At 63.1% G+C, this 25764-nt stretch carries 21 protein-coding genes and 2 pseudogenes; 7 read left to right on the top strand and 16 right to left on the bottom strand.

Going from position 1 to position 25764, the window contains the following annotated elements; all coding sequences use genetic code 11:
- Nucleotides 1–111 precede the first annotated feature (111 nt).
- Nucleotides 112–1848, top strand: a complete 1737-nt coding sequence (locus tag PD885_RS06985) for a PTS fructose transporter subunit IIC (protein WP_002804588.1) — start codon at nt 112–114, stop codon at nt 1846–1848.
- 183 nt (nt 1849–2031) lie between these two features.
- A complete protein-coding gene (locus tag PD885_RS06980) occupies nt 2032–3309 on the top strand; it encodes a carbohydrate porin (RefSeq protein WP_002804587.1) in 1278 nt (425 codons plus the stop codon).
- Nucleotides 3310–3518: 209 nt separating this feature from the next.
- Here PD885_RS06980 and secF read toward each other — a convergent pair whose 3' ends face one another.
- From secF to PD885_RS06950, 6 genes are all read right to left on the bottom strand, one after another.
- Nucleotides 3519–4487, bottom strand: coding sequence for a protein translocase subunit SecF (gene secF, locus PD885_RS06975; protein WP_002804586.1), 969 nt, complete (start codon nt 4485–4487; stop codon nt 3519–3521).
- Between the two features lie 59 nt (nt 4488–4546).
- Nucleotides 4547–6391: a protein translocase subunit SecD gene (gene secD / locus PD885_RS06970; RefSeq protein ID WP_002804585.1), complete on the bottom strand. Its 1845-nt coding sequence runs from the start codon at nt 6389–6391 to the stop codon at nt 4547–4549.
- A 186-nt stretch (nt 6392–6577) separates the two neighbouring features.
- A complete protein-coding gene (gene yajC / locus PD885_RS06965; protein WP_002804584.1) occupies nt 6578–6931 on the bottom strand; it encodes a preprotein translocase subunit YajC in 354 nt (117 codons plus the stop codon).
- 131 nt (nt 6932–7062) lie between these two features.
- Nucleotides 7063–8208, bottom strand: a complete 1146-nt coding sequence (gene tgt / locus PD885_RS06960) for a tRNA guanosine(34) transglycosylase Tgt (RefSeq protein ID WP_002804583.1) — start codon at nt 8206–8208, stop codon at nt 7063–7065.
- An 81-nt stretch (nt 8209–8289) separates the two neighbouring features.
- The gene (queA, locus tag PD885_RS06955) at nt 8290–9360 is read right to left on the bottom strand and encodes a tRNA preQ1(34) S-adenosylmethionine ribosyltransferase-isomerase QueA (protein ID WP_002804582.1); all 1071 of its coding nucleotides are present in this window, start codon (nt 9358–9360) and stop codon (nt 8290–8292) included.
- A 122-nt stretch (nt 9361–9482) separates the two neighbouring features.
- Nucleotides 9483–9914 (bottom strand): Lrp/AsnC family transcriptional regulator, encoded by a 432-nt coding sequence (locus tag PD885_RS06950; protein WP_002804581.1) that lies wholly within the window; start codon nt 9912–9914, stop codon nt 9483–9485.
- A gap of 121 nt (nt 9915–10035) precedes the next feature.
- On the opposite strand from PD885_RS06950, the gene PD885_RS06945 reads away from it, so the two are divergent.
- On the top strand, nt 10036–11532 hold the full coding sequence (locus PD885_RS06945; RefSeq protein WP_088056733.1) for an aminotransferase class III-fold pyridoxal phosphate-dependent enzyme: 1497 nt from the start codon (nt 10036–10038) through the stop codon (nt 11530–11532).
- Between the two features lie 102 nt (nt 11533–11634).
- On the opposite strand, the gene PD885_RS06940 is transcribed toward PD885_RS06945, so the two are convergent.
- Nucleotides 11635–12342 carry a glycosyltransferase family 32 protein gene (locus PD885_RS06940; RefSeq protein ID WP_002804579.1) on the bottom strand — a complete coding sequence of 236 codons (708 nt, stop codon included), beginning with the start codon at nt 12340–12342 and terminating at the stop codon, nt 11635–11637.
- Nucleotides 12343–12478: 136 nt separating this feature from the next.
- Nucleotides 12479–12742 (bottom strand): annotated as a pseudogene (locus PD885_RS06935) (hypothetical protein); the annotation flags it as partial.
- Between the two features lie 240 nt (nt 12743–12982).
- Here PD885_RS06935 and upp point away from each other — a divergent pair.
- Together upp and PD885_RS06925 are read left to right on the top strand one after the other, a co-directional pair.
- Complete coding sequence (upp, locus tag PD885_RS06930; RefSeq protein ID WP_002804577.1) at nt 12983–13615, top strand: uracil phosphoribosyltransferase; 633 nt, start codon at nt 12983–12985, stop codon at nt 13613–13615.
- A 62-nt stretch (nt 13616–13677) separates the two neighbouring features.
- Nucleotides 13678–14483, top strand: a protein-coding gene (locus PD885_RS06925) for an IS5 family transposase (protein ID WP_088056732.1) whose coding sequence is annotated in 2 segments (ribosomal slippage) — nt 13678–14008 and nt 14008–14483 — 807 coding nt in all. Because the reading frame shifts where the segments join, the coding sequence is not laid out codon by codon here.
- Between the two features lie 127 nt (nt 14484–14610).
- Here the strand turns inward: PD885_RS06925 and PD885_RS06920 are convergent.
- The 7 genes from PD885_RS06920 to rsmD form a co-directional block, all read right to left on the bottom strand.
- Nucleotides 14611–16368, bottom strand: coding sequence for a glycoside hydrolase family 9 protein (locus PD885_RS06920; RefSeq protein WP_088056731.1), 1758 nt, complete (start codon nt 16366–16368; stop codon nt 14611–14613).
- Nucleotides 16365–16526, bottom strand: a complete 162-nt coding sequence (locus tag PD885_RS21375; RefSeq protein ID WP_156775362.1) for a hypothetical protein — start codon at nt 16524–16526, stop codon at nt 16365–16367. The genes PD885_RS06920 and PD885_RS21375 overlap by 4 nt, the downstream gene beginning before the upstream one ends.
- A gap of 147 nt (nt 16527–16673) precedes the next feature.
- Nucleotides 16674–18452 (bottom strand): gamma-glutamyltransferase, encoded by a 1779-nt coding sequence (gene ggt, locus PD885_RS06915; protein WP_002802987.1) that lies wholly within the window; start codon nt 18450–18452, stop codon nt 16674–16676.
- A complete protein-coding gene (locus PD885_RS06910; RefSeq protein WP_002802985.1) occupies nt 18449–18733 on the bottom strand; it encodes a YfhL family 4Fe-4S dicluster ferredoxin in 285 nt (94 codons plus the stop codon). The genes ggt and PD885_RS06910 overlap by 4 nt, the downstream gene beginning before the upstream one ends.
- Nucleotides 18734–18964: 231 nt before the next feature.
- Nucleotides 18965–19462, bottom strand: coding sequence for a hypothetical protein (locus PD885_RS06900; RefSeq protein WP_040762101.1), 498 nt, complete (start codon nt 19460–19462; stop codon nt 18965–18967).
- A gap of 48 nt (nt 19463–19510) precedes the next feature.
- Complete coding sequence (gene coaD / locus PD885_RS06895) at nt 19511–20017, bottom strand: pantetheine-phosphate adenylyltransferase (RefSeq protein ID WP_002802982.1); 507 nt, start codon at nt 20015–20017, stop codon at nt 19511–19513.
- Nucleotides 20014–20637: a 16S rRNA (guanine(966)-N(2))-methyltransferase RsmD gene (gene rsmD, locus PD885_RS06890; RefSeq protein WP_002802980.1), complete on the bottom strand. Its 624-nt coding sequence runs from the start codon at nt 20635–20637 to the stop codon at nt 20014–20016. The genes coaD and rsmD overlap by 4 nt, the downstream gene beginning before the upstream one ends.
- Before the next feature lie 240 nt (nt 20638–20877).
- Between rsmD and htpG the strand changes: the two genes are divergently transcribed.
- Nucleotides 20878–22782, top strand: a complete 1905-nt coding sequence (htpG, locus tag PD885_RS06885) for a molecular chaperone HtpG (RefSeq protein WP_088056729.1) — start codon at nt 20878–20880, stop codon at nt 22780–22782.
- Nucleotides 22783–23105: 323 nt separating this feature from the next.
- Here the strand turns inward: htpG and PD885_RS06880 are convergent.
- Nucleotides 23106–23960, bottom strand: a pseudogene (locus PD885_RS06880) (IS1595 family transposase).
- A 314-nt stretch (nt 23961–24274) separates the two neighbouring features.
- Between PD885_RS06880 and PD885_RS06875 the strand changes: the two are divergent.
- Nucleotides 24275–25582, top strand: a complete 1308-nt coding sequence (locus PD885_RS06875) for a polyhydroxyalkanoate depolymerase (protein ID WP_162597196.1) — start codon at nt 24275–24277, stop codon at nt 25580–25582.
- The last annotated feature ends 182 nt before the right edge of the window (nt 25583–25764 follow it).

The raw sequence follows: 25764 nt of genomic DNA, 5'->3' as shown, positions 1-25764 counted from the left end.
ATTCTCAAGCGCGACTGCTCGATCAACACCGCATCGCGCTGAAGAGAGTTCCCGCAGAACGCATGTATACCGCCGGCTTGATCCGGCGTCCGAACAGCGCAGGAGATTCGCATGTCCTCTTCCATCGCGGTCATCGCCGCTGGCGAACGCAGCACCGAAGCCGTCTTGGCGGCCGAAGCGCTGCGCCGCGCGGCCACCGCCGCCGGGCGCAGCGTGACAATCGAAATCCGCAGCGACCAGGGCGTGCTCGGCGCATTGCCTGACGAGCTCGCCGGCACCGCCACCCAGGTGCTGGTGGTGGGCGACGCCGATGCCGACACCGCCCGCTTCGGCGGTGCCCAACTCGTGCGACTGAGTTTGGGGGCAGTGCTGGACGATCCGGCCGCTGCGCTGGACCAGCTCGCCGCAGCTGCCACCGCAAACACCTCGGCTACCGCAGGCACGGCTGGCTCGGGCAGCAAGCGCATCGTCGCGATCACTTCATGCCCCACCGGGATCGCGCACACCTTCATGGCCGCCGAAGGCCTGCAGCAGGCGGCCAAGAAACTCGACTACCAGATCCGCGTGGAAACCCAGGGCTCGGTCGGTGCGCAGGACGCATTGACCGACGCCGAAATCCGCGACGCCGACCTGGTACTGATCGCGGCCGATCGCGAAGTCGACCTGGCTCGTTTCGGGGGCAAGCGATTGTTCAAGAGCGGTACCAAGCCGGCAATCAACGATGGCCCGGCATTGATCCAGAAGGCGCTGGCCGAAGCTGGCGTGCATGGAGGCGCGGCGCCGCTCGCAGGGGCTGCCAAATCCGAAAGCAAAGACAATGCGCGCACCGGCGCTTACAAGCACCTGATGACCGGGGTGTCGTTCATGCTGCCGTTCGTCACTGCCGGCGGCTTGTTGATTGCACTGGCATTCGCGCTCGGCGGCATCTATGCCGGCGACGACGCACATCAGGGCACGCTGGCCTGGTCGCTGTTCCAGATCGGCGCCAAGGCCGGCTTCACCCTGATGGTGCCGGCGCTGGCCGGTTACATCGCCTACTCCATCGCCGACCGCCCCGGCATCGCACCCGGCATGATCGGCGGTCTGGTCGCGGCCAATCTCAACGCCGGTTTTCTGGGCGGCATCATTGCCGGCTTCATCGCCGGCTACGGTGTGGCCACGCTCAATCGCTACCTCCGCCTGCCACGCAACCTGGAAGGGCTCAAGCCGGTGCTGATCCTGCCGGTGCTGGGCACCCTGCTGGTTGGCCTGGCGATGATGTACGTGTTCGGCCAACCGGTGGCAGACTTGCTGGCCTGGCTCACCGCCTGGCTGCGCGGCATGCAGGGCAGCAGCGCTTTGCTGCTCGGCCTGTTGCTCGGCGGCATGATGGCCTTCGACATGGGCGGGCCGGTCAACAAGGCCGCCTATGCGTTCTCTACCGGCCTGATCGCCAGCCAGGTCTACACCCCAATGGCTGCCGCCATGGTGGCCGGCATGACCCCGCCGCTGGGCATCGCAATCGCAACCTGGGTGTTCCGCAACCGCTTCACCGTCGAAGAACGCGGCTCGGCTACCGCTGCCGCTGTACTCGGCCTGGCCTTCGTCACCGAAGGCGCGATCCCGTATGCGGCACGCGACCCGTTGCGCACCATCCCCGCGCTGGTGATCGGCTCAGCCGTGGCCGGCGCGATCTCGATGACTGCCGGTGCCGAATTGAAGGCACCGCACGGCGGGATCTTCGTGCTGGTGATTCCCAATGCCGTGACCCACTTACTTAACTACGTGCTGGCACTGGTGGTCGGCGTGGTAGTCACTGCGGTGGCACTACGCCTGCTCAAGAAGCCGGTTGCCGGGGTCGTCGCCTGACGCTGCGGCCAAGTGACTGCCGAATCCTGCCCCCACATCCGACTCTTCTGATTGCTGACTCACCTCGCCACTGATTGGTTTCACCGCTGCGCTGCGTACCTGCGTGCGCGGCCAGCTGCCCGCCTACCCCCTTGCTGTCGCGTTTGCCACCTCGGCCACGCCCTCTTCGTCCGGAGTCCTGCCATGACCGCCCTCGCCCCCCGCCGTGCCCGCCCCCACCTGCTGTGCCTGTCGCTGACACTGGCGCTGACCCCGCTCGCCCACGCGCAGGACGCCGCCGACGCCTTCAAGCTCAAACTGGGCTACACCGGCGAAGCGGCCTCGATGATCGATGGCGGCCGCAAGAGCGGCGATGCCTACGCCGGCCAGTTGATGGTGGGTACCGACGTCGACATGGACCGCCTGTTTGGCTGGGGCGGCGCCACGGTCAAGCTGTACGTCTCCAGCCGCCACGGCACCAACCTGTCCAACAGCAGCATCGGCAACAGCACCTCGGTGCAGGAAATTTACGGGGGCCAGGGCACGCGCCTGACCAACTTCACATTGCTGCAAAAGCTCTTCGACGACCGCCTGGAACTGGAAGCCGGCCGCAGCGTGGCCAACACCCACTTCCTCGGCTCGGACCTGTGCCAGTACTTCCAGAGCAACTCGACCTGCGGCAACCCCACCTTCGTGTTCCGCATCAGCAACTTCACCTATTGGCCTGTCTCCAGCTGGGCCGCACACGCCACCGCCTGGGTCACGCCCAAGGTCTATCTGCACGTGGGTGCCTATGAGGTGAATCCGGTGCAGGCCCAGGACGGCCAACACGGACTGAAGTGGAGCACCGACGACACCACCGGCGTGGTCGTGCCGTACGCGGTCGGCTACAAAAACAAAGGCAGCGACGGCAGCTTGGCGGCGATGTACGAACTCGGCGGCTGGCAGGACAACTCCGACTACACCGACCCACTGCGCGATCGCAACGGCAACCCGGCCCTGCTCAGCGGCCTGGGTTATGAAAACAAGCAGGGTCGCTCCGGTCTGTTTGCCCGCTTCGAACAACAGGTCACCAACCCCGACCCCACCAGTACCCGCGGCCTGACCATGTTTGGCGCGGTGCTCAAGGGCACCTCTGGCCAGGCGATCGAAGACCACTTCATCCAGCTCGGTCTGGTGCAGAAAGGCACCTTTGCCAGCCGCCCGCAGGACAACATCGCCTTCGTGATTACACAGCAGAAGTACAGCGACGCGGCGCTCGAAAACCTGCGTTTGGCCCGGGCGTCGGCCGGCGGCACCGGCACGCCGCACGACAACCAGATCATGATGGAGCTGAGCTACGGAATTCAGGTCACCCAGCGCTTGCGTATCGCGCCGAACCTGCATTACGTGATCAATCCGGACCAGTTCAACGAGCCGACCCGCACCAGCGACCTGAAGAATGCGTTGATCGCGGGTATGCGGGTGGATTGGAATTTATGAGTTGAGGTTGGTGGGTTTGTCCGCGTTGCGTAGCGTTGCGTAACCCCACCTTATGGAAGCGTTGTTCAGAGCTGCCCTGACAAGCAGCGCAAACAGTAAGCGACAGCGACGCGATGGCCTGACTCGTCAAAAAGCTGTCGACTCGATACGCCTGGAACGAAAAAACCGCGCAATGCGCGGTTTTTTCGTAAGCGATACCACTCAACCGATCAAGGACGACGCGCCAGCGCCTCCACGTCCTTGGCCCTGGGCAGCAGATCCTGCTTGGTGACTGCGAACGGCCCAATGCTCAGCATCGGCACTGCCACGATCACCGACGAGATCACCACGATCACTGCGCCGACCATGTGGGTCTCGGCCAGGCCTTCCATCGACTCCCCGCCGTAGATATATAGCGCCATGGCAGACAGGAAGAACATCACCGCGGTGATCACCGTGCGCGAAAGCGTTTGGTTGATCGAGCGGTTCAGCACTAGCAGCGGCTCCACGCGCAGCGCGCGGAAGTTTTCGCGCACGCGGTCGAACACCACGATGATGTCGTTGATCGCAAAGCCCATCACCGACAACAGGCCGGCCAGCACGGTCAGGTCGAACTCGCGGCCGGTCAGCGACACGTACGCCAACGTGACCAACAAATCGAACAACGCAGTCAGACTGGCGACCACCGCGAACTTCCACTCGAAGCGGAAGCCGATGTAGATCAGAAAGCCCACCAGCATGAAGACCGTGGCGTACACGCCGTTCAAGGCCAGGTCCTTGCCGACCTGCGGGCCGACGAACTCGCCCGGCTGCACGGTGGCAGGGTTTTGCTCGGTGCTGACGGCATTGCGTACTTCTTCGGCGACGCTGCGCGCGGCATCGTCGTTATTGTTGTGCTGGGCGCGCGGCTGCAGGCGAATCATCACCTCGTTGCCGCCGCGGGCGTTCTGTACCTGGGCGTTCTCGAAGCCGGCCTTGGTCAGTTGCTGGCGCACCTGGTCCACGTCCACCGTCTTCTGGAATGAGGTCTGCACCAGCGTACCGCCGGTGAATTCCAGTGCGTAGTTGAAACCCTTGCCGACGATGATGCCGATCGAGGCGACGGCGATCAGCAGCATCAGGATCAGCACCGGCTTACGCAGGCGCATGAAGTCGATCTTGGTGTCGTTCGGGATTAGATGAAGCGGAAAAATTTTCATGGAAGGATCTTCCTAAAAAGTCCGCACATTGATGTGCGGGCTCTTGCGAGGGACTCGCATTAAATGGCGACCGACTTGAGTTTTTTACGGCTACCGTAGATCAGCACCGCCAGTGCGCGCGACACGGTGATCGCGGTAAACATCGAGGCGAAAATACCGATGATCATGGTCAGCGCGAAGCCCTTCAGCGGGCCGGTACCAAACGCATACAGCGCCACGCCGACGATCAACCCGGTGAGGTTGGCGTCGAGGATGGTGCCGCCGGCCTTCTCGTAACCGGCAACGATCGCCGACTTGGGCGGCACGCCCAGACGCAGTTCCTCGCGGATACGCTCGTTGATCAACACATTGGCATCCACTGACAGGCCGACCGACAGCGCCAGACCGGCGAAGCCGGGCAGAGTCATGGTGGCGCCGAACAGCGACATCACCGCGATCACGATCAGCAGGTTGAACAGCAGCGCCACCGAGGTGATCGCGCCGAACATGCGGTAGTACACAGTGAAAAACACCAGGGTGAACACGAACGAGAACACCACTGCGGTGACGCCGCGCTCAACGTTCTCTGCACCCAGGCTCGGGCCGATCACGTATTCCTCGACGAAGTCCATCGGTGCGGCCAACGAGCCGGCGCGCAGCAGCTTGGCCAGATTTTCGGCTTCGGCCTTTTCCAGGCCGGTGGTCTGGAAGTTCTTGCCGAACACGCCCGCGATGCGGGTCGGCGACAAGGCTTCTTCCTTGACCCGCACGCTACGCACCTCCTTGCCGTCGACCATGGTCACGGTGGGGATGCGCTCGATGTAGACCACCGACATCAGCTTGCCGACATTGGCGCTGGTGTAATCGAGCATGCGCTGACCGGCGACGTTGTTCAGCGTCACCGCCACGGCAGGCATGCCGTTCTGATCGTTGCTGACGGTGGCATTGACCATCTGGTCGCCGGACACCAGCACACGCTTGTTGAGCAGCACCGACGCGCCGGTATCGCGTACGCGATAGACCTTGGCTTCCGGCGGGATGCTGCCGGTACGCACGGCGTCTTCGGCATTGCCTTCGACTACGCCGCGGAATTCCAGTGTGGCGGTCGCGCCGATCAGGCGCTTGGCCTCGGCGGTGTCCTGCACGCCCGGCAGTTCGACCACGATGCGGTCTTCGCCCTGACGCTGGATGATCGGCTCGGCCACACCTAGCTCGTTGACGCGGTTGCGCAGCGTGGTGAGGTTCTGCTCGATCGCACCGGCGGCGATTTGCTTGAGCTCGGCCTCCGGCACCTCGACGGTGATGTTCTGGCCGCTGACGTTATACGCCAGGGTCGGCTGCGACTTGGCCAACGCAGCGCGCGCGGCATCGGCGCTGGCGTCCTCGCCCAGGCTGACGTGGATGCTGTTGTCGCCGCGGCGCTCGACCGCGCGATAGGCGATGCGGCTGTCGCGCAGCGTGGTGCGGATGTCTTCGGCAAAGCCGTCCAGACGCTTTTCCAGCGCGGCTTTCTGATCCACCTGCATGGCGAAGTGCACGCCACCGACCAAGTCCAGACCCAGCACCATCGGCCGGCCGCCCAGCTTGGCCAGCCAGTCCGGCACGGTGGACGCCAGGTTCAGCGCCACCGTGTAGTTCTCACCCAATTGCTGGCGCAGCACGTCGTTGGCGCGGGTCTGTGCCTGCAGGCTCGGCAGACGCACCATCAGGCTCTCGCCTTCCTTGGTGACGGCTTTCGGCGTAATGCCGGCGCCCTTGAGGTCGGCGTCGATGCGGCTGCGCAAGGCGTCGTCGAGGTGAGCACCGCGGTTGGCGGTGATCTGCACGGACGGGTTCTTCTGATAGATATTGGGCAGTGCATACAGCGCACTGACCGCCAACACCAGCAGGATCAGGAAGTATTTCCAGCGAGGAAATTCAAGCATTGCGACGGTCCCGCGCGACACCATCCCGGCGACGCGCCTAGCAGTGAGAACGACTTCAAGCGGCCGATACAACGTCGCGAGCGGTCGTCAGGGGGATACGAGCTGTGCGCGGAATCGGAATGGGTACCGAATCGGAGCACCGACTGCGCCCGCCTGACGGTGTGCGCAGTCGTTTTGAAGCCGCTCTCAGTTGGCGGACTTCAGCGTGCCCTTGGGCAGCACATGGCCCACGGCGCTCTTCTGCACGCGGATCCGAACGTTGTCGGCCACTTCCACGGTGATGAAGTTGTCGCCGATATCGGTGATTACGCCAGCGACGCCGCTGGAGGTGATGACTTCATCGCCGCGCGCCAGCTTGTCCAGCAGCGACTTGTGCTCTTTCTGGCGCTTCATCTGCGGGCGGATCATCAAAAAATACATGACCGCGATCAGGATGACAGGCAGCGCGAAGGTAGACAGGCTTCCCATCGGGCCGGGCACCGGCGCGCCGCCAGTGGCCTGCGCCTGGGCGACGGGAATCAGGAAATCGAGCAGAGTCATTCAATGCATCCTAGTTTGGTGCCAGCGCGCCAATAGGGCCGCTCGCTATTCAGGTACCGCCGTAGCGGAACGGCCGGCAATTATGCCATGCAGGTCCCACGCCGTACGCGCCAGGGCACGGACGGCCGTTCTCAGCTGGACTCCCCCGGCAACCGCGGCGTGGTGGCGCCACGGGCCGCATAGAAAGACCGCCGGAACTCCACGAAGGTTCCCGAGGCGATCGCCGTGCGCATGTCGGACATTAATTTTTCGTAGTACCAGAGGTTGTGCAGGGTGCCCAACATCGGCGCCAGCATCTCGCCGCAGCGGTCCAGATGGCGCAGGTAGGAGCGCGTGTAGCCGCTGCTGCAGGCATGGCAGCCGCAACCCGGCTCGATGGTGTCCGGATCGCGCTCGTACTTGGCATTGCGGATGCGCACCGTGCCGAACGAGGTGAAATAGTGGCCGTTGCGTGCGTTGCGGGTGGGCATCACGCAGTCGAACATGTCCACTCCACGCGCCACGCCCTCGACCAGATCTTCGGGGCGGCCCACCCCCATCAGGTAGCGCGGGCGCTCGGCCGGCAGGCGCGGATGCAGGTGTTCGAGCATGGCGTTGCGCTCGTGCTCCGGCTCGCCGACCGCCAGCCCGCCTATCGCATACCCGTCAAAGCCGATGCCTTGCAGCCCGTCCAGCGAGCGGCTGCGCAGATCCGGATGCACACCGCCCTGCACGATGCCGAACAGCGCCGCGTCGTTGCCAAGCCCGTCGTGCGCGTCGCGCGAGCGCTGCGCCCAGCGCAGGCTCAGTTCCATCGAGCGCCGCGCGACGTCTTCGGTGGCCGGGTAAGGCGTGCACTCGTCGAAGATCATCACGATGTCCGAATCGAGCACCTTCTGGATCTGCATGCTTTCTTCGGGACCTAAGAACACCCGCGCGCCATCGGTAGGCGAGGAGAACGTCACGCCCTGGTCGGTGATCTTGCGACGATGCGCCAGCGAAAACACCTGGAAACCGCCGGAATCGGTAAGGATCGGCCCGTCCCAGCGCGCGAACCCGTGCAGCCCGCCGTGATCGCCGATCACTTCCAGACCCGGCCGCAGATACAAATGAAAAGTATTGCCCAGAATGATCTCCGCACCCAGCGCGCGGATCTGCTCGGGCAGGATGCCCTTGACCGAGCCGTAGGTGCCCACCGGCATGAACGCCGGCGTTTCCACCGTCCCGCGCGGAAACGTCAGGCGGCCACGCCGGGCATTGCCTTCGGTGGTTTGGAGCTGGAACTGGAGTCGGGACATTGGAAAGCCGGGAATGGGGAATCGGAATTTGGGAATCGCAGAAGCGGTTGGCAAATGGCGGAACGTGCGGTGAGTGCCGCTTTACGATTCACCATTCCCCACTCCCGATTCCCGGCCCCACAACAACATCGCATCGCCATACGAAAAGAAGCGATAGCGCTGCGCAATAGCATGCTGATAGGCCTCGAAGATGCGCTCGCGGCCGGCAAAGGCCGAGACCATCATCAGCAGTGTGCTTTCGGGCAGATGGAAGTTGGTGACCATCGCATCGACGCTGCGAATGCGGTAGCCGGGCAGGATAAAGATCTGGGTTTCGCCGGCGAACGGCAGCAATTCGCCCTCGGGTGCGGTGTCGGTGACGCGCCAGGCACTTTCCAGCGAGCGCACCACCGTTGTTCCCACCGCGATGACACGGCCACCGCGCGCTCGAGTGCGGCGGACCTGCTCCACCAGCCCGGCGCCGACATTGAGCCATTCCTTGTGCATCACATGCTGATCGAGCTTGTCCACGCGCACCGGCTGGAAGGTACCGGCGCCCACATGCAGCGTGACGTGGCCGAACTCCACCCCCCGCTCGCGCAGTTGCGCCAACAGCGCCTCGTCGAAATGCAGGCCAGCGGTGGGGGCGGCAACCGCGCCGACTGCGCGCGCGAACACGGTCTGATAGCGCTCGCGGTCTTCAACACCCGGCTCGCGACGGATGTAGGGCGGCAGCGGCAAACGCCCTGCTTCGAGCAACCAATGCTCCAGCGGCGTGGGGATATCGAAGCGCAGCAGATAGAACGCGTCGTCGCGGCCCAGTACCTCGGCCTGACCGCCCGCATCGAGCGCGATCAGGCTCCCGGCCTTCGGCGATTTGCTGGCGCCGATCTGCACCCGCGCCTCGCGCTCGCCGAGCAGCCGCTCGATGAGGATCTCCACCCGCCCGCCGCTGGCCTTCTGCCCGAAAAGGCGCGCCGGGATCACACGGGTATCGTTGAAGATCAGCAGATCGCCGGGTTGCAGCAGCGCGGGTAGATCGCGCACCTGGCGGTCGACCAGCGCCCGCGGCGATGGGGGCACTACCAGCAACCGGCTGGCAGCACGCTCGGCGAGCGGTGCCTGGGCGATCAGGTCATCAGGCAGCGCGTAATGGAAATCGGACTTCTTCAAGGGCCGTTAGATCGCGTAAACGGGGGCCGGTATTGTAGCTGGGCCGGGAGTCGGGAGTCGGGAGCCGTAAACGCGGGCGCGCTGGTGCTGTTGCCAATTCCGATTCCCTAATCCCCGCACCATCACCGTTCAAACTTCGTCGACAAGATGATCGATGTGGTCGTGCGCTCGACGCCGTCGATGGCGCCGATGGCGTCGGTGAGCACGTCCATTTCGTTGACGCAGCCGACCACGCCCAGGGCGATCAGGTCATAGGCACCGCTGACGGAGTGCAGCAAGCGCACTGCAGGGATATCACGCAGTGCCTTGACCACGGCAGGCATCCTCTTGGGCAGCACGGTGATCAGGATGTGCGCACGGATGCGGCCCTGCTCGTAGCTGTAGTGGGTGCGCACGGTGTAGCCGCTGATCACCCCGTCGCGTTCGAGCTTCTCGATGCGGCTCTGCACGGTGGTGCGCGACAGCCCGAGCCGGCGCGCGATCTGCGCGGTGGAAGCACGTGCGTCCTCGCGTAGCAGCGACAACAGGCGTTCATCGGAAGGGGTGATTTTCATTTTTGACTGTTTGCTTCGGCGAATCGACGAAAATACCGCACATCGTGTCCAGATTTACGCTGCCAAACGCCGATGTTCTGCCGATAATAGAAGGGGAATGCCACCTTGTAGGAGATGCGCCATGTCCGTCCTTGCCCCGCTCGCCCCGCTGCGCGCCCATGCCGGCCGCCGCCTGACAGATGGTCTGGACGATGCCAGCATCGCGCGCCTGGCCAGCAACCACCCGGATCTCGCTCAGGCCATCAGCGCAGCCGCTGCCGAATACGCGCTGGTGCGCGAGGAGGCGGCGGACCTGCTGGATCTGGACGAAGACGCGCAGACCAGCGCGGTGCAGGAAGGCTTCATCAATTTCTACGCCGCTGATGCGGTGACTCCGTACGTGGCGCTGGCCGCACGCGGCCCGTGGGTGGTCACGCTCAAGGGTGCGGTGCTGTACGACGCTGGCGGCTACGGCATGCTCGGCTTCGGCCACACCCCCGCGTCAGTGCTCGAAGCGATGGCGCGGCCGCAGGTAATGGCCAATGTGATGACGCCCAGCCTGGCGCAGCGCCGGCTCGACCGCGCGCTGCGTGCGGAGATCGGCCACAGCCGCGGCGGTTGTCCGTTCGCACGCTTCATGTGCCTCAACTCCGGCTCTGAGGCGGTGGGCCTGGCCGCGCGTATTGTCGATACCAACGCCAAGCTGCACACCGATCCAGGTGCGCGCCATGCCCGCGCCGCCATCAAGCGCGTGGTGGTCAAGGGCAGCTTCCACGGCCGCACCGATCGCCCCGGCCTGTATTCCGATTCTAGCCGCAAGACCTACACCAAGTATCTTGCCAGCTACCGCGACGAAGATTCAGTGATCGCGATCGCGCCGTACGACGTGGCGGCGCTGCAGCGCGCATTCGACGAGGCTGCGCGCAATCAATGGTTTATCGAGGCGGTGTTTCTGGAGCCGGTGATGGGCGAAGGCGACCCGGGGCGTGCATTGCCGGCCGCGTTCTACGCAGCCGCGCGCGAGCTGACCCGCACACATGGCGGTTTGCTGCTGGTGGATTCGATCCAGGCCGGCCTGCGTGCGCATGGCGTGCTGTCGGTGGTCGACTACCCCGGCTTCGAGCAACTCGACCCACCGGATCTGGAAACCTATTCCAAGGCGCTCAACGCCGCGCAGTACCCGCTGTCGGTGCTAGCGGTGACCGAACATGCCGCGCGGGTGTATCGCGAAGGCACCTACGGCAACACCATGACCACCAATCCACGCGCGCTCGATGTGGCCTGCGCCACGCTGGCGTTGTTTACGCCGCAAGTGCGCGAGAACATCCGCACTCGCGGCGCGCAAGCGATCAGCAAACTCGAAGCGCTGAAGTCCGAGCTAGGTGGTTTGATTACCAAAGTGCAAGGCACCGGGCTGCTGTTCTCGTGCGAGCTGGCACCGCAATTCAAATGCTACGGCGCCGGTTCCACGGAAGAGTGGCTGCGCCATCGCGGCGTCAACGTGATTCATGGCGGCGAAAATTCGCTGCGCTTCACCCCGCACTTTGCGATGGACGAGGACGAGCTCGATCTGCTAGTCGGGTTAATCGCACGTGCACTGAAGGAAGGTCCACGTCAGGAGCAGGCCGAGGCGGCCTGAGCTGACAGCAGGTGACGCGTCGACTGCGCACCTGCTGAATTGAATCGAGGTAACCTTCTACTTTGCAAGGTTTTACTGCGGATCTACACGACCACCAGCCGATCAAATCGGCACTGCGCTCAACTTGCGCCTTAAATAGTTAGTCACCGCCCGGCGTGGCGACTTGCCGCGCCAGGACGCCCAACATAGATGCGAACCCACCGCGACCTTGCCGCCGCGGTGACCGAGTCCAAACCAGGTGCGATCCGGGTGGAACGCATCACGGGCCGGAAACACGATGCCGGAGAAATCCGCGGCGTGCGCGTTATAAAAACGCGTCAACCCGCGTGGACCGGAAATCATCGGGATCTGCCGGTGGTCTTCCAGCGTTTCCGGCGTGTGCACTTTGAAGATGTGCTCGATAAATGCGCGCCAGAACGGATGTCCGGCTTCGGAACCAAACACGGCGTTGCCGATCTTGAAGTCCTCATGACCGGGCGCGCCCTCTTCGATCGGCAACACGCATTGCTGTGACAGGAGGTCGGCGTCAAGCGGACGCAACAATTTGTAGTCGGTGTCGAAGTAGAAGCCGCCGTGCGTGTGCATATAGGCGCAACGCGCGATGTCGGCCTTCATCACTCCAAAGCGGATGTTTTCGTAACGCTGGGCAAACTCCGGAAATGCGCGGCGCATCAGTTCCGAATTGTCGGCATCGTCCCAGACATGGCAGGTCCAGCTCGGCAACAGCCGTTGCAAACGGGCCTGAATCTTGCGCTCTTCCCATAGCAGATGCTTGGTCGGCGCAGTCAGATGGAATACGTTGGGAATCATGGAGCTTCTCGGCGGGCGGGGGGGAGAACCAGGCCCTCCACCGCAGCACCGCCCTGAAGCCGGTTACCCGGTCTTAGTTCCGGCTAACCCCACGTTACTATCATTACTATCATTATTAAAGTGGGCCGCCGCAGCATCATTCCCAGCAGCGATCCGCCCGACCTTTGAAGGTTGCACTGCGTGGACAATCGCACGGCGCGATGCGTCCTGCCTCGTGTTCGATCAGTCGCTTGCCACCGGCGCTATCGCGCCGCAGTTCGAACGCGTCGTACAGGCGACCGGTCGCGGTGCGCGACTGGTCAACAAGCTGCTGGTTGTCGATACGTAGCACCTGTGACAGCTGGGTGTCTTCACTCACTGGGCGCATGGTCTTGCGCGCCCTATCCGGAAGCCGGTATCGCCCTCAGCCGCATGCGCCAGCGCGTGCCCACATGGCCGCGGCCACAACGTCAGCGTGATCGCAGGACAGCCCGGCGTGTTGTTTAATACAGGGGTTTCCCCAATCGGTCAAGACTGGGCTGGCACACTATGTTCATGATTTTTCGCCGCCATGACATATGCAAACGCAATCACATCCGATGTGTGGCGACGTCACCGGTGGCTGCGGCACACTGTGCGCCTCTCACGCCTGTCGTTGGCCTTGAAAATCGTCGAAGTCCGCCACCCTCTCGTCCAGCATAAAATCGGCCTGCTGCGCGATGCGGCCTTGAGCACCAAGGGCTTTCGCGAGCTGGTCACCGAACTGGGCACATTGCTGGCATACGAGGCCACCGCGAATCTGGATACCGAAACGCACGTGCAACCGGGCTGGGCCGGTCCGGTGGAAGTGCAGCGCATCGCCGGCGCCAAGATCACGTTGGTGCCGATCCTGCGCGCAGGCTTGGGCATGTTGCCCGGCGTACTGGCGCTGATCCCCACCGCGCGCGTGAGCGTTGTTGGCCTGCAACGCGACGAAGAAACGTTGCAGCCGGTACCGTACTTCGAACGCCTCACCGGACGCCTCGAAGAGCGCGATGCGCTGATTCTGGATCCGATGCTGGCGACCGGAGGCACCCTGATCGCTACCATCGACATGCTCAAACGCGCCGGCGCGCAGCGCATCAAGGGCATCTTTCTGGTCGCCGCACCTGAAGGTCTGAAAGCGCTAGAGGCAGTGCATCCGGACGTAGAGGTCTACACCGCGGCGATCGACGGCCATCTCAACGAGAAGGGCTACATCCTGCCCGGCCTAGGCGATGCCGGTGACCGGATTTTTGGTACGCGGGTGGAGTGAACGACTAAGAGCGTCTAACAAAACCCCTTGAATCTTGTCTCGCCGGTGGCAAAATTGCGGACATGACACGTCGCAAAGAGATCCCCATTGCGCTGTGGAAGCGCATCGAGCCGCTGATTCCGCAAGTGAAGCGTTCGCCCAAAGGTGGACGGCCGCGTATCAGTGATCAGCAAGCCCTCAACGGCATCGTCTATGTCCTGCGCACGGGCGTGCCGTGGGAAGACCTGCCTATGGAGCTGGGCTACGGCAGCGGCATGACCTGCTGGCGCCGGTTGCGTGATTGGCAGGCCGCCGGTGTGTGGCATCGTCTGCATCAGGTGTTGCTGGCCGAGCGACGTTGCGCTCAGACGCTGGACCTGAGCCGAGCTGGTCTGGACGCCGCTAGCGTAGCCTCCCCCCGGGGGGCCCATATACCGGGCCGAACCCGACCGATCGCGGCAAACTCGGCAGCAAACGGCATCTGATCGTCGATCGCAACGGCATCCCCTTGGCGGTGTGCGTCACCGGCGCCAATCGGCACGACTCGGTCGTGTTCGAGGAGTTGATCGACGCCTTGCCGCCAATTGGTGGCAAACCAGGGCGCCTGCGACGTTGGCCAGACAAATTGCACGCCGACAAGGCTTACGACATCGACCGCTGTCGCGCCTTCCTCAAGCAGCGCGGCATCATTGCGCGGATCGCACGCAAGGGGATCGCGCGCAACGACCGGTTGGGCCGCCATCGCTGGGTCGTCGAGCGCACCCATGCCTGGTTCGCAGGCATGGGCAAACTGCGCATCCGCTTTGAACGCCGCATCGATCTCCACTTGGCGTTGCTCTCGCTTGCTTGCTCCATCGTCTGCTTACGGCTTCTTCCTGGGTTTTGTTAGCCGCTCTAAACCCCCTCTTCCAACGGGGACGGGAAGCGACCGCAGCGTGTCCGGACGAGAAAACCGACATGCCTAGACGGAGGACGGCGTCAGATGGGAGAGAGGGAGCCTCGACGTCGCATGCCCCTTACCGCGTCGACGCCTCGATCGCCGCACTCACATACACCAGCGGTGCGTTCCAGTTGATCGCCACTTCGTTGGTAGCGTAGCTGCAGGTGTTGTCCAGATACGACAGCGCCGGCAGTTTTGAGGGATACGCCACGTTGCAGTCCTTGGCATCCTGCTGGCCTGGTTGCGGGCCACCGGCCAACCAACCGGGCACCGGTGCATCGATACCGTCGGCCTCGGAGGGGCGATGATGGATATGCTTCGGCGTGCGCCGCCCCATTCCGGTGACGAACGACAACCCCAGCGGATTACGACCCAAAATGTAGTCCAAGTGCGACTGCGCAGCATCCAGGTACTGGCGCTGCTGCGTGAGCCGGTAGCCCTGCATCAACATCATCGCGCGGTTGAGTACCGCCGCATTGCTGCCCCAGACAAAGTCCTTGTCGGTCATCGCCAAGCGCCATGGCGAGGCCCGCCATTTGTCGGCCAACCGTTGCGCCAGCCCGGCGACCTCACGCTCGATGCGCGTGCGATCGGCATGCGAGGTGAGCTGGTCGCGATGCCCGGCCAGCGACATCCAGGCCAACCCACCGACATTGCCCCACGACGGCACCGTCGCTGGCACATTCTGCGCGGTCATTGCATCGTAAAAACCATCCTCGCGCGTGGTTAGGTACAACTCCGCCGCGGCCCAAGCGAATTCATCGTCGACATGCGCATCGTCGTAACCGCCGGTGCGCACATCGTCGGGCTGGCGATAGATCACATCCGGATGCAGCTGCGCCCATGCCCAGGCACTGCGTGAAGCTTTCAACATGCGCGCCGACACACCTGGATATTGCTTGTCGAACGGCGCATACACGCGACTGGCCACCGCCATCACTGCAGCAAAATCCAGGGTGGCGGCAGTCGCCTTCATCACCACATAGCGTTGCTGCTTGGCTTGGTCGGGCATCACCAGACCATCGAACTGTTTGTCGGTGAGCTTGTGATACACGCCGCCATCGGCAGGATCCTGCATGGCCAGCATCCATTCCAGATTCCACCAAGTCTCCTGCAAGATGCCGGGCACGCCTGGCGCATCGTTGGGAATGATCAGTGCCTGCGCCCCGAACAACGCCGGATACTGCTCGTAGGCAGCCAGCAAGGTGTAGGTGCTGATGCCGGAATTGACGATGTATTTGTTGTAGTCGCCGGCGTCATACCAGCCCTTGGGCGCGCTGATCACGCTGTCCGCCGACCGCGTGTCCGATGCCGCCGACGGATGGATGCGCACCTGCGTATCCGGATGCCCGGCCGCACGCGCATAACGCCCGGCAAACTGCGTCGGTAACGCGGTGCTGGCGCGATTGAAATAGAACGCCTTGAGCGATGCATCGACGACTGACTGATACGCCTCCGCCGCGATCCGGATCGGATCGGATGCCGGCAGCCCTTCGATCTTCAATCGATACGTGCCTGCAACGCGCACACTGGAAAAATCCGCCACTCGCGCCTGTTGGCCCGCTGGTGACCACAGCGCAGCAGGTTGCAAGGTGCCCTGGAGCACACGGCGGCCTTGCCTATCTTCGACTGTGAAGCGGTCCGAAACGGTCGCCGCGCCTTGCGGCAACCCGACCACCGCAAGCTTGGCCGAGCCCGGCAGGTAGCCGAGCTGGTTGACGTGGATGGCAGCGCCAGGTGCCAATGCGGCCTGGTTGCCGGTGGTATCGGCCGCGCAGGCGGCAATAGGCGATGCGATCGCTATGCTGGTGAGCAGAGCCTGGAAAATAGTCATGCCGCGATGGTCACTGCATTGGATGACGGCGACAAGTGCAATCCAGGCATCGCCCACTGCGTCAATGCGCATTGCCGCGGCGGCGCCCACGCCGCGACAAACACCAGCGGCGCGCCGCTGTCGCGCGGCTCCAACACATCGGGAGGTATGCGCTTCAACCAGCAATGCGCTATGTGTGCTGCAGACGCCAATCGCCGTAAAAGCCACGTCTGCTTGCTGCCTGCCCGGGCGTCATGGCAACAACACACTGAGCGTATGGCTCCATCGCACGGAACCAAGCGCTCTCAGTCGACCGGGCTCAGCGCTCAGTGCGCCGCTGCGTCCAGCTGCACCTCGGCCTTGCCTACCGGATTGCGCGGGTCGCTACCGCCGCTGAGCACGTTGATGCGCTTGTCCCATTCCACCGTCTGCAGGTTGCCCCACACGTGGCTGGAACCGCGGCCGCCCTCGGCGGTGTCGCCTGGCAGCCTGAGCGCGTGGCCCATCGCTTCAAGGGCCTTGGCGGTCTGTGGCGAGAACGCGTTGCTCTCGGCGTCGATCACGTCCGGCAGCCACTGGTGGTGATACCGCGGCAGGGCGCTGACCTGCTGCGCATCCAGGCCGGCGTCGTAGCCCAGGATGCCGAGCAGCACCATGGTGATGATGCGGCTGCCACCCGGGGTGCCGATTACCGCAACTTTGTCGACCGATTCCATGAAGGTCGGTGTCATCGAGCTGACCATGCGCTTGCCCGGCTTCGGCGCATTGGCGGCGTAACCCATCACGCCAAAGGCGTTCGGGGTGCCCGGCTTGAGCGCGAAGTCGTCCATCTCGTCGTTGAGCAGCACACCGGTGCCCTTGGGGATTAGCCCGGAGCCATAAAGCAGGTTGACGGTCTGGGTGGCGCCAACGCGGTTGCCTTCGTCATCGATGATGGAAAAATGCGTGGTCTCGTCGTCTTCCAGCGGGCTGGGGTTGCCTGACAGCATATCGCTGGGCGTGGCCCTCTCGGGGTTGATCGTGGCACGCAGACCTTGCGCGTAATCCTTGCTGGTCAGTACGCGCTGCGGCACGGCGACGAAGTCTGGGTCGCCAAGAAAAAAGGTGCGGTCGCGGTAGGCGCGGCGCATCGCTTCCACCACCAGATGGGTGCCGTGCACATCGTCGAGTTTGTCCAGGTCCCAGCCTTCCAGTATCTGTAGCATCGCCGCCAGGGCGATGCCGCCGGAGGAAGGCGGCGGCGCGGTAGTGATCTTCCAGCCGCGGTAATCGAACTGGATCGGCGTGCGCTCCTTGACCCGATACCCGGCCAACTCGGACGCTTTCCACCGCCCCCCGGCCTGTTTGACGCCGGCCAGCAGCTTCTTGGCGGTTTCCCCCTTGTAGAAGCCGTCGAAGCCGTTGGCGCCGAGCAGCTGCAAGGTGTGCGCCAGCTCGGGTTGCTTGAAGATGTCGCCTTCGGCAATGGGTTTTCCGCCGCGCAGGTACACCTCGCGCGTCCCTGGGTAGCGCTCCATTACCTCGCGACGCGATGCGTAGCCCTTGGCCATTCGCGCGTACACCGGGAAGCCCTCAGTGGCGATGCGGATCGATGGCGCCAACGACTGCTTCAGCGGCAGCCGGCCGTGCTTGGACGCCAGCTCCACCAGCGCGGCAGGCAGGCCCGGAATACCGGCCGACCACGGGCCGTTGACCGGGCGGTCGCGGTCCAGCTCACCTTTCCTGTCGAGGAACTGCGCCTCGCTCGCCGACTCCGGCGCATATTCGCGCGCGTCCAGCATCACGTCCTTGCCGGTCTTGGCGTCGTGCAACAGAAAAAAACCACCGCCGCCCAGACCCGAGCTGATCGGCTCGACTACCGCCAACGTGGACGACACCGCAATCGCCGCATCGAACGCATTACCGCCTTCACGCAGGATCTGCAGGCCGGCATCGGTCGCCAGCGCGTGACCGCTGGCGATCGCCGCACCGGGCGGATGCGCTGCCAACGGCGAGGTCGCAGCCGCCGCGGGTTTGGCGCCATCGGCAGGCCAGGCTTGCGGTGCCAGCACGAAGGCCAGCAACACGAGGCCGCGCGAAGAAAGACGTCGGGAGAAAATGCTCATGCCGCGGGAGGCTCCTGTTCGTACAATTCGGGATGATCACGCTGCAGCTGCATGAGCTTGGCGAGCAATTGATCATGGGTTTCCGGGATGGCCGGATCCGGGTCGATGCATTCGACCGGGCATACCACCACGCATTGCGCTTCGTCGAAATGGCCCACGCATTCGGTACACCGTGCCGGGTCGATCACGTAGATGGTTTCGCCCATCGAAATGGCCTGATTCGGGCACGCTGGCTCACAAACATCGCAGTTGACGCAGAGCTCGTTGATCTTCAGCGACATGTCGACGACACCATGCGATGTGGCGCAGCGCGATTCAACTGCAGGCGCTGAAACACAACATGCTGTTGCAGACGGGCGCACATCGCACAGAGTAACGAACGGACAACACCGTGAGCATTGTTGGACACCGGCCTGAGACGGCCGGCTCCGGTGGAGTGCGAACTCGGCAGCATGGTGCGTTTCCACGCTGCGACCGGATGCACCCTCCCGCGCATCCTGCCTGGCACGGCATTACTTGGCTTCAACGAAAATGTATTCCGCGCCCTTGGGCTGGATGATGGTCTGCACACGCGCTTTGTCGGCGGCATTGCCGATAAACAACACGCGCACGCCCTTCATCGAGTCCGGTGCCACGTCCTTGAACGCCGCATCGATCAGGTCGGCCATCTTGGTCGATGCCGACGAGCCGAAGGCAAGCATGTTGCCCGGCTGCACGCCACGGGCGAGCGCGGTCTTGACGCTTTCCAGCTGACGCTCATAGCTGCCGGCGAACTCGGCATCGGACTCCGGCGGCAAGTAGTACAGGAACGGGCTGTTGGTGGTTGTGCCCAGGTTCTGGCCGACCACTTCCTGCAGGTACTTCTTCCAGCCGGCGTTGTCGTCCTTGGCCGGTGCGGTCAGCGCAGCCGGAGCCGCGGCAGCGGTAGGAGCCGGCGCTTCCTTCTTACAAGCAGTAACCGCCAGAGCGGCGATCGAAGCGAGCGCCAGAGCGCGCATGGTGTGTTTCATGAAACTCCTCCCTTTGAAAAGGATGTGGTGATGTAACTGCTGATGAGATTAAGCCTGCGCGCGGGATTGGCGCACCTGCCGCAAAGCCTCGACGACCGAAGCCGGAACGAAACCGGACACGTCCCCGCCCAGCCGCGCGATTTCGCGCACCAGCGAGGACGAGATGAAGCTGTACTGCTCGGACGGTGTGAGAAACAGCGTTTCCACCTCCGGAATCAGATGGCGATTCATGCTGGCCATCTGGAATTCGTATTCGAAGTCGGACACGGCGCGCAAGCCGCGCAGCAGCACGCCGGCGCCCATGTCGCGCACGAAGTGAGCCAGCAAGATATCGAAGCCGCGCACTTCCACATTGGTATGCGCGGCCAGCGCTTCCTGGGCCAGCTCGACACGGCGTTCCAACGACAATGCAGGGCCTTTGGACGGGCTGTAGGCCACGCCGACCACCACACGCTCGAACAACGGCGCGGCGCGGTTCACCAGATCGATATGACCGTTGGTGATCGGGTCGAAGGTACCGGGATAGACGGCGGTGCGGCTACTGGCAACGCTCATACGGAAACTACCGGGGTCTGATCGCTTTTCAGTGTAGCAGCGGGCTGGCGGTACAGCGCATAGCGCACCTGCCGGGTGGCGCCCTCACGATGCAGGTGCCAGCCGGCCGGCACCTGCGGCGGCGCATCGGCCGGCGCTTCCAGGTACAGCCAGGCATCGGCGGCCAGATGTACGGGCAGCCGTTCCAGCACGCTGGGCCACAGGCCGGCGGCGAACGGCGGATCGACGAACACGATGTTGGCTTGGGCCGCGGGCGCGCGTTCCAGCCACCGCAGCGCGTCTTCCTGCAGCACCTGGACCTGGGCGACCGCATCGAGTCTGGTCACGTGCTCGCGTAGCCGTTGCACCAGGCCAGGGTCGCGTTCGATCAGCGTTGCGTGCGCAGCGCCGCGCGACACCGCCTCCAGGCCCAGCGCGCCGGACCCGGCGAACAGATCCAGCACGCGCGCACCAGGCAGACGCGGCATCAGCCAATTGAACACCGTCTCGCGGACGCGGTCGCTGCTCGGGCGCAGGCCGGGCAACTCGGGCACCGCCAGCCGCGTATTGCGCCAGCGTCCGCCGACGATGCGCACCTGCCCTTCCGCGCCGCGTGGCGCCGGCCGTGCCGGGCGGCTCATCGCATCGTGCCTTTTAAAGGCGAACGGATGCAGGACAGCAGCAGAGCAGATGGCGACATGGCTCGGAGCAAGACGAATGGTCGACCATGATACCGCCGCGACTGCCGCAGCCGCCCTCCCCGAGCCCACATCCACGAGACGGCACATTCGCGCACGCGCGCCTTGAAAAATCCGCATGCGGCCTCATCCCCCTGGCCATCGGCCGCGTTGCGGCCTGGGCCACCACGGAGCACCACCACCATGACCGTTGACACCGACAAGCAAACGCTTGGCTTCCAGACCGAGGTCAAGCAGCTTCTGCAGCTGATGATCCATTCGTTGTACTCGAACAAGGAAATCTTCTTGCGCGAGCTGGTTTCCAATGCCGCCGACGCCGCCGACAAGCTACGTTTTGAAGCGTTGGTCAAGCCCGAGCTGCTGGAAGGCAGCAGCGATCTACGCATCCGCGTGGACTACGACAAGGACACGCGCACCATCACCATCGACGATAACGGCATCGGCATGAGCCGCGAAGATGCGGTGTCGCATCTGGGCACCATCGCCAAGTCCGGCACTGCCGACTTCCTCAAGCACCTGAGCGGCGATCAAAAGAAGGACGCCAACCTGATCGGCCAGTTCGGCGTGGGCTTCTATAGCGCCTTCATCGTGGCCGACCAGGTGGACGTGTATTCGCGTCGTGCCGGCCTGCCCGCCGAGGAAGGCGTGCATTGGTCCTCGCGTGGCGAAGGCGAATTCGAAGTTGCCAGCGTCGACAAGCCCGAGCGCGGCACCCGCATCGTGCTGCATCTGAAGGAAGGCGAAGACAGCTTCGCCGATGGCTGGACGCTGCGCGGCATCCTCAAGAAATACTCCGACCACATCGGCCTGCCGATCGAAATGCGCAAAGAGCATTACGGCGAACAGGCCGATACGCCGGCCGATCCAGAGTGGGAGGCAGTCAACCGCGCCAGCGCGCTGTGGACGCGACCCAAGTCCGAGATCAAAGACGAGCAATATCAGGAGTTCTACAAGCATGTGGCGCACGACGCGGGCAATCCGCTGGCATGGAGCCACAACAAGGTCGAAGGCAAGCTGGAATACACTTCGCTGCTGTTCGTCCCCGGCCGCGCCCCATTCGACCTGTATCACCGCGACTCGGCCAAGGGCCTGAAGCTGTATGTGCAGCGCGTTTTCATCATGGACCAGGCCGAGCAGTTCCTGCCGCTGTACCTGCGCTTCATCAAGGGCGTGGTGGATTCGTCCGACCTGTCGCTCAACGTCTCGCGCGAAATACTGCAATCCGGCCCGGTGGTGGATTCGATGAAGTCCGCACTGACCAAGCGCTCGTTGGACATGCTGGAAAAGCTGTCCAAGGACAAGCCGGACGACTATGCGACGTTCTGGCGCAACTTCGGCCAAGCGTTGAAGGAAGGCCCGGCCGAAGATTATGCCAACCGCGAAAAGATCGCCGGCCTGCTTCGGTTCTCCTCCACGCACGACACCACCGGCGCGCAGAGCGTTGGCCTGGCCGATTACCTCAGCCGTCTGGCCGAAGGTCAGGACAAGCTGTACTACCTCACCGGCGAAAGCTACGCGCAGATCAAGGACAGCCCGCATCTGGAAGTGTTCCGCAAGAAGGGCATCGAAGTGCTGCTGCTCACCGACCGCATCGACGAATGGTTGATGAGCTACCTCACCGAATTCGACGGCAAGTCGTTCGTGGACGTGGCACGCGGCGATCTGGATCTGGGCAAGCTGGATTCGGAAGAAGACAAGAAGGCACAGGAAGAAGTCGCCAAGTCCAAGGAAGGCTTGGCCTCGCGCATCAAGGCCGCCCTCGGCGACGACGTGGCCGAAGTGCGCGTCTCGCACCGCCTGACCGACTCCCCGGCTATTCTCGCCATCGGCCAGGGCGACCTGGGCCTGCAGATGCGTCAGCTACTGGAAGCCAGCGGCCAGGCCGTGCCGGAAAGCAAGCCGGTGTTCGAATTCAACCCGGCCCACCCGCTGATCGAAAAACTCGATGCCGAAGCCGACATGGACCGCTTCGGCGATTTGAGCCGGGTGTTGTTCGATCAGGCTGCTTTGGCGGCGGGCGATAGTCTTAAGGACCCGGCTGGGTATGTAAGGCGGTTGAATAAGTTGTTGCTGGAACTGTCGGCCTGAGAGTGCCGGTGATTTGGCAGTGATGCAGACAAAGACCGGCGCATGCGCCGGTCTTTGTGTTTGGGCGCCAGCAGCCGCCTTCATCACCACATCGTTCTGCGTTGTCAACATTTTGAACAGTGCATCTTGGCGCTCATTGGAGCCGCTTGGGCGAGTAACCGCCCTCTTTACTTTGATGTCAAATCTGGACGCTGGGCCAATGAGGGCGTCGCCTCGTACGCAACTGCACGGATTATTGCGTCAAACAGAAAGTGATCTTGTCGGCCGAGCCGACAAGAGAGCTGCGGCTTCATATCAAAAGAAAACCTGATTCGCCCTGACTCTCAGTTGTGGAAATTGCTCGCCGCACGCAGAACCGACTCTGGACAGGGTTTGCATTGCATCATGGCCTTGGTAAGTCGTGGCAGTAGCTCGCGCAATTGGAATCTTCGGTTGAAGCGGTAGGCGGCTTCGGCCAGATAACGCCTTGCGTATTTGCCTTGCGTGATGGCGTGATACACGCCACCGATGGCGCGTTTGAGGTTGCCGAGCACCACGTTGACCCAGCGGTCGCCGGCCGCTTCGGTCGCCGCACGTCCGCCACCGGTGTCCAGCGTGGTGTGCGCGTGGCCGGCATCTTCCAGGCGGCGGAAGCAGGCCAGCCCGTCTGTATAGACCTCGCATTCGCGAGCCAGGCGATGCGCAGTCCAGTCCTTGAGCGAGGCATTATCAAAGCTGCGCACCGGCTCGATCACCACATAACTAGGCGCGGTGAATGTGGCATCGATCTGCACAAAACCAGACAGTCTGCGCGTGGCTTCGCGCTCGGCCATGACCTGCATGATCTTGTGCTTCATCCGCCAGGCACTCTTGTAGTTGCCCCCCAGATGGCGCATTAACTCCAGCGCGGCCATATTGGTTTTGGTCGAGGTCAACAAGTGTAAGGCCGGCATCCGGGTGCGCGGCGGCAGTTTTGTGCCTTCGAACATCGTGCCGTCATCAGACTGGTCTGATGACGGCAAGCGCTGCGTTGGTAATAGATCGCAGCACCACGCCCGTCCAGCACAGCAGGGGCAGCGAAATCCCTGCGGCCACCACCATTTGTACACAGCGCGGTAGCTTTTGGCCGCGGTACCATAGGACGCGAAGAACTCAGACATCGACAATCCAGCTTGGAACTGCATGGCATTGATGCGCATCCCGCCACCTCGTTGGCTTCAGGTGACAACAGCATCTACAAAGCACGACGCTGATCCTGCGACTGGCGGCTGAAGGTTTGGGGCGAATCAGGTGTTTTTTTTTCGTAATAATGTTCCTCTAGGGATTCCACCTAACACAAGCTTGGGTGTGCGGTGTGCAAGCGGGGCACCCCCACGCGGAGCAAAAGATTTCACGCGACCATAAAAATGAATCATTCATATGACGACATGGTCAGCTAACCAGCCCCATTAAGGTGCAAATGCGCCAAAGCGGGTATGCTGCGCGGCAGCAAAGAGCAGCACGGATGGGTAGAATGCTTTATCAACTGCATGAGCTAACCCGCAATCTTCTAGCCCCTTGGGTGCATCAGGCCCAGGCGAACGCAAAGATGTTTTCCGACCCCGACAGCCTGTGGGCATCGCTTCCTGGCGCCGAACGCATGGCCGCCACCAACGAGCTGTTCCATCGGCTGGGCAAGGAATACGAAAAGCCCGCCTGGGCGCTCGACGATGTCGAGGTCGACGGCCACTCGCTGCCGATCATCGAACGCGAGGTGCTAAGCAAGCCGTTCTGTCGCCTGCTGCGCTTCAAGCGTTTCAGCGACCATGTCGAGCTGATCGGCAAAATGAAGCAGCAGCCGGCCGTGCTGGTGGTTGCGCCGTTGTCCGGGCACCACGCAACTTTGCTGCGCGACACCGTGCGCACGCTGCTGCGCAACCACAAGGTCTATGTGACCGACTGGGTGGATGCGCGCATGGTGCCGCTGGAAGCCGGCGCGTTCCGGCTCGAGGACTACATCGGTTACATCCAGGAATTCATCCGCCACATCGGAGTCGAGCGCTTGCATGTGGTAAGCGTGTGCCAGCCAACCGTGCCGGTACTGGCGGCGGTGTCGCTGATGGCCTCCAATGACGAGCCAACGCCGCGCTCGCTGGTGATGATGGGCGGCCCGATCGACGCACGGCGCAGTCCGACCCAGGTCAATAACCTGGCAACGGAAAACGGCATTGAGTGGTTTCAGAACAACCTGATCCACACTGTGCCTTTTCCTTATCCGGGCCAGGGACGTCAGGTCTATCCGGGCTTTTTGCAGCACGCCGGCTTCCTGTCGATGAACCCGAATCGTCACGTAATGTCGCACTGGGATTTCTACATCGACTTGGTCAAGGGCGATCTGCAGGATGCGCAGGCGCATCGTCAGTTCTATGACGAATACAATGCCGTGCTCGACATGCCGGCCGAGTATTACCTCGACACCATTCGCGTCGTGTTCCAGGACTTCTTGTTGCCGCAGGGCAAGTGGAAAGTGGACGGCCAGTTGGTCAAGCCGTCTGCGATCCGCAAGACCGCGTTGCTCAGCATTGAAGGCGAACTGGACAATATGGCTGGCCTTGGCCAGACCGAAGCGGTGCACGATCTATGCACCGGCATCGATGCTGCGCATCGCCGGCATATGGTGGTAGAAGGCGCTGGCCACTACGGTATCTTCAGCGGCCGGCGCTGGCGCGAGGTGGTATATCCGCAGGTACGCGAATTCATCGGTCGCTACGATGCAGATCCGGTGGGCAGCCGCGACCCTGCCACTGTAACGTCGATCCGCAGGCGCAGCAAACGCGCTTGACTCGCCAAAAAACGCTCTTTGATCGCAAACAATCAGGCGCGTTTTTATCAGGTTATCGTGCTGAGCGAGTATTGAGCACAACTAAACAGACGCGATAGTGCTCCACACCTCACGCAGGTGCAGCGCTTGACTGAGACGCTGCAATCGAAGACCCGCTGCTGACCCGCTGTTTGCAATCTGAT

The sequence above is a fragment of the Xanthomonas fragariae genome, assembly GCF_900183975.1.
Classification (GTDB): Bacteria; Pseudomonadota; Gammaproteobacteria; order Xanthomonadales; family Xanthomonadaceae; genus Xanthomonas; species Xanthomonas fragariae.
This window is presented reverse-complemented; position numbering and strand designations above follow the sequence as displayed.

What these genes read in the sequence shown, in the direction of transcription:
- PD885_RS06985 (WP_002804588.1), top strand. Translation starts at nt 112, where the DNA reads ATGTCCTCTTCCATCGCGGTCATCGCCGCTGGCGAACGCAGCACCGAA.
- PD885_RS06980 (WP_002804587.1), top strand. Translation starts at nt 2,032, where the DNA reads ATGACCGCCCTCGCCCCCCGCCGTGCCCGCCCCCACCTGCTGTGCCTG.
- secF (WP_002804586.1), bottom strand. Translation starts at nt 4,487, where the DNA reads ATGAAAATTTTTCCGCTTCATCTAATCCCGAACGACACCAAGATCGAC.
- secD (WP_002804585.1), bottom strand. Translation starts at nt 6,391, where the DNA reads ATGCTTGAATTTCCTCGCTGGAAATACTTCCTGATCCTGCTGGTGTTG.
- yajC (WP_002804584.1), bottom strand. Translation starts at nt 6,931, where the DNA reads ATGACTCTGCTCGATTTCCTGATTCCCGTCGCCCAGGCGCAGGCCACT.
- tgt (WP_002804583.1), bottom strand. Translation starts at nt 8,208, where the DNA reads ATGTCCCGACTCCAGTTCCAGCTCCAAACCACCGAAGGCAATGCCCGG.
- PD885_RS06950 (WP_002804581.1), bottom strand. Translation starts at nt 9,914, where the DNA reads ATGAAAATCACCCCTTCCGATGAACGCCTGTTGTCGCTGCTACGCGAG.
- PD885_RS06945 (WP_088056733.1), top strand. Translation starts at nt 10,036, where the DNA reads ATGTCCGTCCTTGCCCCGCTCGCCCCGCTGCGCGCCCATGCCGGCCGC.
- PD885_RS06940 (WP_002804579.1), bottom strand. Translation starts at nt 12,342, where the DNA reads ATGATTCCCAACGTATTCCATCTGACTGCGCCGACCAAGCATCTGCTA.
- PD885_RS06920 (WP_088056731.1), bottom strand. Translation starts at nt 16,368, where the DNA reads ATGACTATTTTCCAGGCTCTGCTCACCAGCATAGCGATCGCATCGCCT.
- ggt (WP_002802987.1), bottom strand. Translation starts at nt 18,452, where the DNA reads ATGAGCATTTTCTCCCGACGTCTTTCTTCGCGCGGCCTCGTGTTGCTG.
- PD885_RS06910 (WP_002802985.1), bottom strand. Translation starts at nt 18,733, where the DNA reads ATGTCGCTGAAGATCAACGAGCTCTGCGTCAACTGCGATGTTTGTGAG.
- PD885_RS06900 (WP_040762101.1), bottom strand. Translation starts at nt 19,462, where the DNA reads ATGAAACACACCATGCGCGCTCTGGCGCTCGCTTCGATCGCCGCTCTG.
- coaD (WP_002802982.1), bottom strand. Translation starts at nt 20,017, where the DNA reads ATGAGCGTTGCCAGTAGCCGCACCGCCGTCTATCCCGGTACCTTCGAC.
- rsmD (WP_002802980.1), bottom strand. Translation starts at nt 20,637, where the DNA reads ATGAGCCGCCCGGCACGGCCGGCGCCACGCGGCGCGGAAGGGCAGGTG.
- htpG (WP_088056729.1), top strand. Translation starts at nt 20,878, where the DNA reads ATGACCGTTGACACCGACAAGCAAACGCTTGGCTTCCAGACCGAGGTC.
- PD885_RS06875 (WP_162597196.1), top strand. Translation starts at nt 24,275, where the DNA reads ATGCTTTATCAACTGCATGAGCTAACCCGCAATCTTCTAGCCCCTTGG.